Origin of the sequence: Alkalihalophilus lindianensis (genome assembly GCF_032843265.1) — a bacterium.
Classification (GTDB): Bacteria; Bacillota; Bacilli; order Bacillales; family Bacillaceae_D; genus Alkalihalophilus; species Alkalihalophilus lindianensis.
This window is the reverse complement of the sequence record NZ_JAWJBA010000001.1, coordinates 1,075,729-1,088,145: the sequence shown is the minus strand read 5'-3', so window position 1 is coordinate 1,088,145 and position 12,417 is coordinate 1,075,729. Positions and strand designations below refer to the sequence as shown.

The window sequence follows — 12,417 nt, the reverse complement described above, 5'->3', positions numbered from 1 at the left end:
AAAATCCATTTATTCTTTAGACAAGTTTTGCTATTCTTAAGAGGGAAGTGCGCGTACATAAATTAAAGCGCTTACTATCCGTTATCAAAAATACCGAGAGTCATTGATTTAGACAATTTTGACAGTTTGCGGTATGATAGTCTGGAGAAGGAGGGTATACATATGTCAAACAAACATGATGTTTTTAATGCACGTTCGTCGTTTTCAATCGACGGAAAGACGTATAATTACTACTCACTAAAGGCATTAGAAGATGCTGGAGTAGGTAATGTTACGAAACTTCCATATTCAGTAAAGGTTTTACTAGAATCGGTGCTTCGTCAACATGATGGCTATGTGATCAAGAAGGAGCATGTAGAGAACCTTGCGAAATGGGGAACAAGTGAACTAAAAGATATTGATGTTCCGTTCAAACCATCACGCGTTATTCTTCAAGACTTTACAGGTGTTCCGGCAGTTGTTGACTTAGCGTCTCTTCGTAAAGCAATGGCTGACATGGGTGGAGACCCTGATCAAATTAACCCTGAAATTCCAGTAGATCTTGTTATTGACCACTCTGTACAAGTGGACAAAGCAGGAACAAATGATTCACTTAATTTCAATATGAACCTTGAATTCCAACGTAATGAAGAACGTTACGAGTTCCTAAGCTGGGCTAAAAAAGCATTCAATAATTACAATGCTGTTCCTCCAGCAACAGGAATCGTTCACCAAGTTAACTTAGAGTATTTAGCGAATGTTGTTCACGCTGTTGAGCAAGACGGTGAAACAGTAGCATTCCCTGATACATTAGTTGGTACTGATTCTCATACAACCATGATCAATGGTATTGGTGTACTTGGTTGGGGTGTTGGTGGTATTGAAGCTGAAGCAGGTATGCTTGGACAGCCTTCTTACTTCCCAGTTCCAGAAGTTATCGGATGTAAATTTGTTGGTACACTTCCAAGTGGAACAACAGCTACAGACGTAGCACTTAAAGTAACACAAGCTCTTCGTGAGAAAAAAGTAGTTGGTAAGTTTGTTGAATTCTTCGGTCCTGGTTTAACAGAAATGCCATTAGCTGACCGTGCAACAATCTCAAACATGGCTCCAGAATACGGTGCTACATGTGGTTTCTTCCCAGTAGATGAGGAAGCTCTTAACTATATGAGACTAACTGGTCGCTCTGAAGAGCAAATCAAGCTTGTAGAGGAATACTCTCGTGCTAACAACTTATTTTACGTAGCTGGTGAAACAGAAGATCCTGTATACACTGATACAATTGAAATCGATCTTTCTAACATTGAAGCAAATCTTTCTGGTCCTAAGCGTCCACAAGATCTTATTCCACTTTCAGGTATGCAAAAATCTTTCCGTGATGCGGTTGTGGCTCCACAAGGAACACAAGGTCTTGGCTTAACGGAAGATGAGTTCAATAAAAAAGTTGCTGTAAGCTTTAAAGATGGTCGCGAAGCAGAGATGACAACTGGTTCAATCGCAATTGCGGCAATCACAAGCTGTACAAATACTTCAAACCCTTATGTATTAGTTGGGGCTGGTCTTGTAGCGAAGAAGGCTGTTGAGCTTGGTCTAGATGTTCCTTCATATGTAAAAACATCTTTAGCACCTGGTTCAAAAGTGGTTACAGGTTACTTAACGGATTCAGGATTACTACCATACATGGAGCAACTAGGCTTTAACATTGTTGGTTACGGCTGTACAACATGTATTGGTAACTCTGGTCCACTTGAAGACGAGATCGAAGCAGCAGTTTCAGCTAATGATCTGACTGTAACATCTGTTCTATCGGGTAACCGTAACTTTGAAGGACGTATTCACCCATTAGTGAAAGCGAACTATCTTGCTTCTCCACCACTTGTTGTTGCATATGCACTTGCAGGAACAGTGGATATTGATCTGCAAAATGATCCAATTGGTCAAGACAAGAATGGTAAAGATGTATTCTTTGCAGACATCTGGCCAACATCTGATGAGATTAAAGAAGTTGTTAATGAAACAGTAACACCTGAACTATTCCGTCGCGAATACAATAATGTATTTGATAGCAACGATCGTTGGAACGAAATCAAAACAACGGATGATGCGCTTTATAAGTGGGATAATGATTCTACTTACATTGCGAACCCTCCATTCTTTGAGAACCTTTCTAAAGATCCACAAGATATCAAGCCATTATCAAGCTTACGTGTAATTGGTAAGTTCGGTGATACTGTAACAACTGACCATATTTCTCCTGCTGGTGCAATTGGTAAAGATACTCCTGCTGGTAAATACTTGATTTCTAAAGGCGTTGAGCCGAAAGATTTCAACTCTTATGGTTCTCGTCGTGGTAACCACGATGTCATGATGAGAGGTACATTTGCTAACATCCGTATCCGTAACCAAATTGCTCCTGGTACAGAGGGTGGTTTTACAACATTCTGGCCTACCGGTGACGTTATGCCGATCTATGATGCGGCTATGAAATACAAAGAAACAAGTACAGGTCTAGCTATTCTTGCTGGTAAAGATTACGGTATGGGTAGCTCACGTGACTGGGCTGCTAAAGGTACAAACCTTCTAGGTATCAAAACAGTTATCGCTGAAAGTTACGAGCGTATCCACCGTAGTAACCTAGTATTAATGGGTGTTCTTCCACTTCAATTCAAAGATGGCGATAGCGCTGAATCTCTTGGATTAACTGGTGAAGAAGCATTCGACGTACAAATTACAAATGCGGTTCGCCCTCGTGAAATGGTTAAAGTCGTTGCAACTGACAAAGATGGCAACAAGAAAGAGTTTGATGTTCTTGTACGCTTTGATAGTGAAGTTGAAATGGACTACTACCGTCACGGTGGAATCCTACAAATGGTATTACGCAGTAAATTTGCTCAAATTAAAGCGTAATAATACGAAAACAGTCTGCCTTATGGCGGGCTGTTTTTTTGTTATTAATTTCTTTTTACAATAAAGCTTGTTAAAATCAACCTAGTACAAAAATGAACTGGAATAGGAAGCTGGAGTTGGTGAGGATGGAAGAATACAAAAAGGTGTTAATTGAATTAGACGATTTAATGAGGAATATCGGGAAGCATTTTATCCCAGATTTAGAAATATTGAATGAATTTCATTTAACAAAGCGACAGGTAGCGATCTTATTTCTCATTTTAAAGAAGCCTGAAACGACAATATCTGAGATCGCCCAGTACTTTGAGATTTCCAAAAGTGCAGTGAGTCAATCGATGACGAAATTAGAAGAGGAAGATATTATTATTCGTGAAATCAATCACGATAATCGCAGAGAGATGAATTTAATATTAGGGCAAAATGGACAAAGAATTCAACATGAATTGTTTAAGCTTGAACAGAAAATGATGACGATTTATTTGACGAAGTTACCAATCGAAGATCTTCATCATGTACGAGACACCTTAAAAAAACTTGATGAGATCATCATGAAAGAAAAAAAGGACAAATGATGAACTTTTGCTAGGGAGAAGGGAAAGTAATTGCCTTCTTTTTGAAAATCATTTAGGATTAAAACAGTTAAGTAGTTAAACTATTCAAGGGGGATTAAAAAATCAAGCACATACCTTTTACATAAGGAAAATGTAGGGCTTGTTTACGATAGAACCCATTAAAATCCTGGCTATCACAAAAAGGAGTAAAAGAAAACATGACAAATTTTTCAATACGCAGGCCTAAATTCACAATTGTGGCCATGCTTATCTTTTTAATTTTCGGCTTTGTCTCGATTACTAATTTACCTCTGCAACTATTCCCTAATATTAATCCGCCTGTTGCGGCAGTCGTAACAAGTTATTCTGGAGCAAGTCCAGAAGAGGTAGAGGATAAAGTGACCAGGCCTCTTGAGAATCAATTGGCCACAACGTCTGGCCTAAATAAAATTAGTTCAACGACTAGTGAAGGGATGACGTTGATTTTACTTGAGTTTAGTTGGACGACATCGATTGATGATGTCGAACTCGATATTATTAATACGATTCGTCAAACTCCTCTACCTGATGATGCGAATGAACCAAGCTTTCTAAAGTTTGACCCCTCGATGATGCCAATGATGCAGCTTGCGATCACCGGTGAGGACGAGATTCTAGAGATTCAAGATTTAGTAGATGACCTAAGACTTGAATTAACAAAGGTTCCTGGTGTAGCAAACATTGATGAAGCAGGAAGTATGATTGAAGAAGTACAAATTCAATTAAATCAAGATGAATTAACCGAAAATAACTTGACTCAAGAAGATATTGTTTCCACCCTTCAATCACATAACACCTCTATGCCTGGTGGTACCGTATTAAATGGTGACTTAAGCTTAACGACACGAGTGATTAGTGAATTGGTTTCTGTTGAAGAAATTGCTGAATTAGTCGTAGGCGTTGGAACAGATGGAAATGATCTTCTTATTGAAGACGTTGGAACGGTGGAGATTACAACAGGTGATGCCGAAGTAATTACACGAGCAAACCAAGAGCCAGCGATTCAATTTACGATTATGAAAGAATCAGAATCAAACACAGTTCAAGTTTCTAATGCGGTCAATAATCGTTTAGATGATTTGCTTGAGGACTCAAAGTATGAAGATTTAAATACAGTCATGCTCTTTGATGAAGGAGATTTTATCAATAGTGCAATTGTTAGTGTAACAAATGCCCTTATTTTCGGGGGAATCTTAGCAATGCTCGTCTTGTTTTTCTTCCTTCGTAACTTGAAAACACCTTTAATTGTCGGGATTGCAATACCATTTTCGATCATTGTCACATTTGCATTTCTCTACTTTGCTGGCATCGGCTTGAACTTAATGAGTCTAGGTGGATTAGCACTTGGAATTGGGATGCTAGTTGATAATGCGATTGTCGTGATCGAGAATATATACCGACATCTATCAATGAACAAAAAACCTAAACAAGCAGCGTTAGAAGGTACAAAAGAAGTATCCGGAGCAATCATTGCTTCAACGCTAACGACTGTTTCGGTATTCTTACCAATTGTTTTTATAAGCGGACTTGTAGCAAATTTATTTAGAGAATTTGCACTCGCTGTATCATTTAGTTTACTTGCGTCATTACTTGTTGCCTTAACAGTTGTACCGATGATAGCAAGCCGTATATTAAAGAAACCAAACGAAAACCGAGAAGCAAAACGAATGCGATCCTCCTTTATGGGTGGAATAGACCGTTCGATTCGTTGGGTATTAACACATCGTTTTGTCGTTCTTGCCATTACGTTCATTCTCCTCGTTGTAGGTGGCTTTGGATTAACGAATGTAGGAACTGAATTAATTCCTGATAGTGATCAAGGAAACTTTACAGTGGACATTGCTCTTGAACAAGGTACGACGGTTGAGCGGACACAGGAAACGGTGGAAGCGGTAGAAGAAGTACTAAACGATTACCGTGAAATTTCCGATTTTGTAACGACGGCAGGTTCAAGTGATCAAAATGTCATGAGGGGATCATCAGGTGGGCACGAAGCTCAGATTTTCGTTACAATGGCACCTCTTGATCAACGAACGATTTCAACAAGTGACTTTATTGAATCAATTGAATCAGACGTGAGTCGTGCAGATCGTGATGCTGAAATTTCGTTATCTACAGTAGGATCTCTTGGGACTGAAGCGAATACACTCCAATTTACGATTAGTGATCCTAATTCACAGAGACTGTACGAATCAGCAGAAGCCCTTGAAGAAGAGTTACTGACGATTCGTGAAGTGCGTGATCTTGAATTAAGTATTGAAGAAACAACGCCTGAAATTCAAATTGAAGTGGATCGTGCGTTAGCACGTGAAAATGCGTTAGCACCTGCTCAGATCGCACAACAAGTCCATGATTTAACACGTGGACAATTAGCATCTGCATTGCAAACTGAAGATAATAATTTGTATGATATTTTTGTTCAGCTAGATCCAGAATTTACAGAAGATCTAGAAGCACTTGAAAATCTTCAGCTCCAAAATGGAAATGGTGAATTTGTTGCTTTAAGTGAAGTTGCTGAAATTATAGATGGCGAAAGCCCTGCAACGATTCAACGTATGCAACAAGAAGAGGCAGTAGAGTTCACCGTCTTTTACTCGACATCAACGAATTTAGGTGATATTAGCCGTTTAGTAGAAGAGGCTGTAGATGAGGTTGAACTAGACGACCAAACAACATTTAGCTACGGTGGTGAACAAGAGTTACTTGAAGACTCGATTGGAAGTATGGCTCTTGCGATTGTGTTGGCGATTATCTTTATTTACCTAGTGATGGCCGCACAATTTGAATCCTTTAAAATGCCATTTGTGATTATGTTTACCGTACCATTAGTTGTTATTGGTGTAGCCTTAGCCTTACTTGCTACGCAAACAGCTCTAAGTGTGACCGTCTTTATTGGGTTAATTGTCCTGATAGGGATTGTCGTGAATAATGCGATCGTGTTGGTCGATTATGTCAATCAACGTAAGGCAGATGGGATGACGACATTTGAAGCGCTTGTTGTGTCTGTAAAAGATCGTACTCGTCCAATCTTAATGACATCTCTTACAACGATCTTAGGAATGGTACCTCTAGCACTTGGAATTGGAGAGGGAGCTGAGCTACAACAACCTATGGCCCTTGCCGTAATTGGAGGCTTGGTGAGTAGTACGTTCTTAACACTATTTGTCATACCTGTTGTTTATAGCTTATTTGATAGTGAAACAAGAAGAAGACGTTATGTGACTGTTGAAGGAGAGTTTCGTGAAGTGGATGATCGTGCAAGATCCTTGCCGCCAATCGTTGAAACTGAGCGAGTGAGTGAATATGGTTACAAGGAAAAAGCTGTCAACGAAACGACTGCTCCTAAATCAGATTCAAATGAATTACCAGAGCAGTTGGATTTAACAGAAGCTGCTCCAAAAGAAGAGAAAGAAGCAGACGCTTTATCGAAAGACGATATCTTGAAGCTATTAGAACAAATTGTTCACTCTTCAAAAGACGATAAAAAAGATAAAGATCAATAAGAAAAACGATAAGCCACTTGCCTAGCAAGTGGCTTATTTGTTTTAAAAAAGATAAACATAAAATATTGCTGATAGCACACACTAGAAAATGCACGTTTCACTATACAAAGAGGAGATGAGTTCAATGGGTCGTCAAAAAAAGGGCAATGCGAATGCACAACGTAATAACAATGCAAAACAACAAGGAAAGCAAAACCATGCAGATACTGAATTTGCTTCATATGCAGAAGTAGAAGCAAACAAAATGAATAAAAATAACAATAATTAGGTGATCAAATGACTGTACAAACACAAATGCAACAAGCGATTGCCAATGCGCAATCGGTTCAATCGAGCTTGACGGAATTCAGTTTAGAAACAGAAAACGAACAAGCGAAGCAATTGTTTGAGCAACTAGCCGAGCAGCAAAAAAACATCCTAACCTTACTAGAAGGTAGGTATTCCCAAGTATTGAATGAAGAACCACAATTCAAACAAGGGACAAATACACCTGAACAGCAAGAACAATCATAAACATGTGAGAAGATAAAACCGAAGATCCTTCTTCGGTTTTATCTCATGAATGAGAGTCAGGAGGTGCAGTAGTGGAGTTTTGGAGTGGAGCTGAGTCTTTACCGATCTATGGATTTTTAGTACGTGCTGCCATTGTCTATCTTTATATTTTTCTTATCGTGAAAATCGTTGGACAGCGTTCAATGGGTTCGATTGATGCCCTGGATTTTATTTTTGGAGTCGTAATCGGTGATATTTTAGGAGAACCTTTATCGGATGGTTCTGTGCCCCTTACCGGCCCTATGGTAGCAGCTGCTACGATCGCTGGTCTGCATTTATCACTATGCTTGATCGCACTCAAAACGCCTCGCTTTAGAAGGGTGATTGAAGACGAGCCAATTATTTTAGCGAGAAATGGAGTTATTTTGCATCAGCAGCTAAAAAAGGTCAAGATTACACTTGAATCATTTATGATGGATATGCGCCTAAATGGAGCCAGTGATTTAAGTGAAGTCGATTATGCTGTCCTTGAGATGAATGGGCAAATAAGTGTTATCAAAAAATCAGCCTACGATTCAGCAACTCCTAATGATTTAAAACAAACGACGCCAAATAAGGGATATCCCACAGTCGTAATCGAAGACGGTCACATTATTGAAGCAAACTTAAAAAATCTTGGTACCATGGATTGGCTGCGAGAACTAATCCATAAGGAAGGGTACGCTAATCCAAAGGAAATCTTTTTTATGACGATTGATGAGGCTGGAAATGTCTATGTTAGCCCTAAGCAAACAACGAACCAAGTAAAAAAGGGCAGATAATAGGTATAAAAATACTCCTTTTTCCCCAAACTGGTAAAAAAGAAAGAGGAGTGTTTCGATTGAGAAAAGTCAGAAAAGTATCATTTGAGCAATTAGTGAGAGAAAACAAAGAAGAGATCTTAAATAACAAACAACTAATGGAAAAACTAGAGGATAAGTGGGAACAGCGTCACGCCATTAAGTAACGAAGTTTTTCCAGTATGGCATTGCGTGTTCGATGCCATCCTATTTAGTAGGAGGGGATTCAATATGAAAAAATCGACTGCATTTAATCAATATCGACCGAATCATCTAGGAACTCAACCGCGAGAAGAGCCCACAAATAAAGGGAAGAAAATGAACACAAAAGGTAACGAGCAACCTGATTATGTACCTCCAAAAGGATAAAAGTAACCTAAAGACTTTTACAAGTCTTTAGGCTTTTTCATTTTCTAGGCGTAATATAGGTCATGTCTGTTTAAAAAAATGAAAAAAATGTTGTCGATGAAAAGAGCTTGTCAAAAGAGGGTATAGGTTCAATAATAGAAGATAATAGAAGTCAAGAAGGGTGTTGGCACCATGAAGTACGTGCAACAAAAGAAATGGCTTTCTGTTCTGTTCATCCTCTATTTGCTGGCCTTATTTTATGTAACCCTCCTTGCCTGGAATTACGGGGCTTCACTTGGCTCAGCAGCTCCAGGAGGAAGAAATTACAACTTAATTCCATTTCGAAGTATTTATAGAATTGCTGTATATAGCCCGGACATGATTGCTCCCATTCGCATTTTAGTGGGGAATATTGTGATGTTTATGCCTTTAGGTTTTTTACTTCCCATGCTATTTAGGAAATTTCGGATTGTTGGGCTCGTTACGCTTATTGGTTTTGTTATCTCTCTCTTTATCGAATCTAGCCAATTTTTATTTACTCATCGAGTTGCTAACATTGATGATCTGATTTTAAACACATTAGGTGCTTTTCTAGGGTCTCTTATTGCCATGGGCATCCTTAAGGCACGTAAGCGAATCATTGTATATACGACAGATCAAAAAAGCTCCCTATAATTCAGGGAGCTTCTCTTTTGTTTGAGCGAATTTCTGCCATAACCTGTATAAGCTATAGATAGCGACAAGGAATAGCAAGTAGTAAAAGGCAATCATCATTAACTGACTAGGATCATTAACAAATGAATTTCCAACGACAGCAAACAAAATCATGGATGGTACTTTGCCAAGTGATGAGGCAATCGCATAAGATAGAAAACGTACTCGACTAAGTGCTGAGTAAATATTAACGATGATTGAGGGAATGACTGGAATGAGACGAGTAATAAAAATCGTCATGAACGCGTTACGCTCAAATAGAGTTGTGATCTTATTGAGGGACCGGTAACGCTGGAGTAGTCGTAACCCCCAGTCTTGATACCCATATCTTACGAATGAAAACATAATAATGGAGGCAAGAGAGGACCCAATCCATGTCATTAAACTACCTAATAATGGCCCATATGCGGCACCCAATACTCCACCGATAATCGGGTAAGGGATGATCGGAAATAAAGCAAATAAAGTCGCTAATATAGCTGTTAAAAGTAAATAATTTGTACCACCTTCACGTATCCAATGTAATAGCGATTCCCCGTACAAATAGATCAGAAGGGCAATAAGTGCATAACTACTAAGAATGAAAACTTTTTTGATCATCAATTTTCCTCCGGCAATAGATTCTTGTCTATTTTCTCATAAATCGTTTACTCGTAAAAGCATTAACCTTTTATTAATTTCACGTATCGTATTGATTTATGACTTTTGAGTTTACGGTAAAGAAGAATAATAGTATATTAATCATAGTAGAATACTTGGTAATTGGAGGTTCACATGAAAAAATTGTTAATACTTGTTGTATGGGGCTTAATCATGATCACTCCCACTTATGCATTAGCTCATTCATATGTGAGTGAATCGTCTCCAGCCGATGGAGAAGTTGTTCATGAAGCAATTGATGAATTACAGTTACTTTTTAATGGCGGGATTGAGCAGTTTAGTACGGTAACGGTCACAAAAGATGGGGAAGAGGAGATCAGGGTAGAAGATATCCTGATCGAAAGCCCTTCAATGTACGTCGCACTCGAGTCGCCATTAGAAGCAGGGACCTACACAGTCGATTGGGTGGCAATGGGCGCGGATACTCACCAAACAGAAGGAAGTTATTCATTTTCAGTGGATGAAGCGGTAGTAAACGAAGCTGAGATCGAAGAAACACCGCAGGAAGAAGAGGAACGGTTGGAAGAAGACAATGAGGAAATCCTAGAAGATGCAACGGGGAATGAAAGTGAAGCAGAGAACGCAGGGTCGGTAGAAGAGTCCACCGTTTCACAACTATTCATCATTGCTGCTGTATCGGTAGCCATTTTCATTTTCTTTGCACTGAGAAGAAAAGGTAGAAGTCGACAATGACGGAAGTAAGTAACCTTCTCCTTTTCATTGCTCTCCTTTTTTTAACAGGTTATCACCTTTTAGATGTGATACCTGATCAAAGACGTCCGAGGATTCACGTTTCAAAAAGAGTCTTACTCGTGATGACTTTTCTTGTTCCATTGGCGCTTCTTGTGCCTGTGACAAAGGTTGTAACCGTTCTTGTACAACAGTTTCAAGTTGGATGGTTTGAAGCGATCTATACAGTCTTTTTAACATACTCAGCAGGTCAGGCAGCATTTTATAGTCTGCTTATAGCGAGTATTTTAGTGGTCCTAACGTTAAAGACAAGCGAGGAACTTCCACTAATCATTTGTAAATTCATTCTCGTTCTCCTTTTAATCGGCTTATCAGGATGGGCGAGTCATGCAGCATCACTGACGGGAATCAGCGGTTTTCTTTCAAATTCAATTCATTTGCTGGCTACCTCATTGTGGATCGGTCCCTTGCTTATGGTGGCGTGGTTCGCAAAGCATCCTATGGAGAATCCTGCTGCTTTTGCAGCTTGGTACTCCCCGTTAGCAGCTTTAAGTGTAGGAGCGATTACGTTAACCGGTTTTCTGTTAATGGGTAATATCGTACCGGAATATGTGAATTCATGGATGATTACGTACGGTCAATTATTGGTCATTAAACATATTTTATTTGTTCCTTTACTTTTATTTGGATTTCGCCATAGTTTGCTTCTTCGAAGGATAAAAAAGCATGGGCATGCCAGATCGATGAAATCATCGTTTCGAATGGAATCAGTCATTGCGGTCTTCATTTTAGCTGTGACGGCTTTTATGACAGAGCAAACACCACCGCATGAAGTGATCCAAACGCTTCAGACCGAACAAATTTCACCATTGATTCAACTGTTCTTGAATCAGCCAATATTAGTCAATCAAACCTTGCAATTTGATCTAAATACATCATCTAGCATTCTTCTTGTGGCTGGTCTTTTCTTGTTCATAGGAGGGATGTTTATTCTTCTCCAATCACATAAGGTTTGGGGAGGATTAGCTGGTTTTTTAATCGCTAGTATACTCGTGTATAGTGGACTGATGGTAAGTGCCACACCTGAAGATACCGTGATTGATGATACCGTCTATGAAACAGACTATGATGCGATCAAAGCAAGTTATTCAGAAGAGACGGAGATCGCGATTTTAAAGCAAGAAGAGCTTGAATCGAATAGGCAAATGGTTGTTTATACCGTAAATGATTCTGATCTTGTTGCGCAAATGATTGAGGTGACCTCAGATGGTTTTAAACGATTACCTGCTTCAATGCTTACCATTGGGGGAACCGCCATCACGGATGAAGAGCAAAAGATTCGTACATTCCGCGTTCAAAATGGAAATTGGCATCATGATGCGTATGATTATACGTATGTGACATTTGGAATGATTCGTCAACCAGAAGATGTAGCGCGTGTCCAAATTCATTACGAAGGTGGCTCTTATATTGCAGAGCTTGAGGCAAATGTGTTTATTAATACGACCTCTAGCAATGAGCTTTGGAACGACCAACATCCTATCGATTTTCTTTCAGATGATGGAACGGTCATCGAAACCTATGCTAGAGAAGTAATGGAAGAAGGCGTTTATTGTCATTAATGTGATGATCAGCGCTTTTTTTCTGTTTACCATGAAATGATTATTTCGTTTAACGAAGAAAAGGAGTACAATG

Annotated in this window: 12 protein-coding genes; 11 read left to right on the top strand and 1 reads right to left on the bottom strand. The window is 39.2% G+C overall.

Translation table 11 applies throughout. The features are described from left to right. Positions 1-162: 162 nt before the first annotated feature. The 9 genes from acnA to RYX56_RS06000 all read left to right on the top strand — a co-directional run bounded on the left by acnA (position 163) and on the right by RYX56_RS06000 (position 9,333). Positions 163-2,886, top strand: a complete 2,724-nt coding sequence (gene acnA, locus RYX56_RS06040) for an aconitate hydratase AcnA (protein WP_317121162.1) — start codon at positions 163-165, stop codon at positions 2,884-2,886. Positions 2,887-3,011: 125 nt separating this feature from the next. Then, positions 3,012-3,458 (top strand): MarR family winged helix-turn-helix transcriptional regulator, encoded by a 447-nt coding sequence (locus RYX56_RS06035; RefSeq protein ID WP_317121161.1) that lies wholly within the window; start codon positions 3,012-3,014, stop codon positions 3,456-3,458. A 197-nt stretch (positions 3,459-3,655) separates the two neighbouring features. Continuing rightward, positions 3,656-6,979 (top strand): efflux RND transporter permease subunit, encoded by a 3,324-nt coding sequence (locus RYX56_RS06030; protein ID WP_317121160.1) that lies wholly within the window; start codon positions 3,656-3,658, stop codon positions 6,977-6,979. Between the two features lie 124 nt (positions 6,980-7,103). Continuing rightward, positions 7,104-7,247, top strand: coding sequence for a protein YpzF (gene ypzF / locus RYX56_RS06025; RefSeq protein WP_317121159.1), 144 nt, complete (start codon positions 7,104-7,106; stop codon positions 7,245-7,247). Between the two features lie 8 nt (positions 7,248-7,255). Then, on the top strand, positions 7,256-7,492 hold the full coding sequence (locus tag RYX56_RS06020) for a DUF1657 domain-containing protein (protein WP_317121158.1): 237 nt from the start codon (positions 7,256-7,258) through the stop codon (positions 7,490-7,492). A 71-nt stretch (positions 7,493-7,563) separates the two neighbouring features. Next, positions 7,564-8,292: a DUF421 domain-containing protein gene (locus tag RYX56_RS06015; protein ID WP_317121157.1), complete on the top strand. Its 729-nt coding sequence runs from the start codon at positions 7,564-7,566 to the stop codon at positions 8,290-8,292. 50 nt (positions 8,293-8,342) lie between these two features. Beyond that, complete coding sequence (locus tag RYX56_RS06010) at positions 8,343-8,477, top strand: FbpB family small basic protein (protein ID WP_439108457.1); 135 nt, start codon at positions 8,343-8,345, stop codon at positions 8,475-8,477. Positions 8,478-8,541: 64 nt separating this feature from the next. Then, positions 8,542-8,679 (top strand): acid-soluble spore protein N, encoded by a 138-nt coding sequence (locus tag RYX56_RS06005; RefSeq protein ID WP_317121155.1) that lies wholly within the window; start codon positions 8,542-8,544, stop codon positions 8,677-8,679. 171 nt (positions 8,680-8,850) lie between these two features. Further along, positions 8,851-9,333, top strand: a complete 483-nt coding sequence (locus RYX56_RS06000; RefSeq protein ID WP_317121154.1) for a VanZ family protein — start codon at positions 8,851-8,853, stop codon at positions 9,331-9,333. Here RYX56_RS06000 and RYX56_RS05995 read toward each other — a convergent pair. Continuing rightward, a complete protein-coding gene (locus RYX56_RS05995; RefSeq protein ID WP_317121153.1) occupies positions 9,328-9,972 on the bottom strand; it encodes a TVP38/TMEM64 family protein in 645 nt (214 codons plus the stop codon). The genes RYX56_RS06000 and RYX56_RS05995 overlap by 6 nt on opposite strands. 174 nt (positions 9,973-10,146) lie before the next feature. Between RYX56_RS05995 and RYX56_RS05990 the strand changes: the two genes are divergently transcribed. Continuing rightward, on the top strand, positions 10,147-10,725 hold the full coding sequence (locus RYX56_RS05990) for a copper resistance CopC family protein (RefSeq protein WP_317121152.1): 579 nt from the start codon (positions 10,147-10,149) through the stop codon (positions 10,723-10,725). After that, positions 10,722-12,344: a CopD family protein gene (locus tag RYX56_RS05985; RefSeq protein WP_317121151.1), complete on the top strand. Its 1,623-nt coding sequence runs from the start codon at positions 10,722-10,724 to the stop codon at positions 12,342-12,344. Before RYX56_RS05990 ends, RYX56_RS05985 begins: the two co-directional genes overlap by 4 nt. The last annotated feature ends 73 nt before the right edge of the window (positions 12,345-12,417 follow it).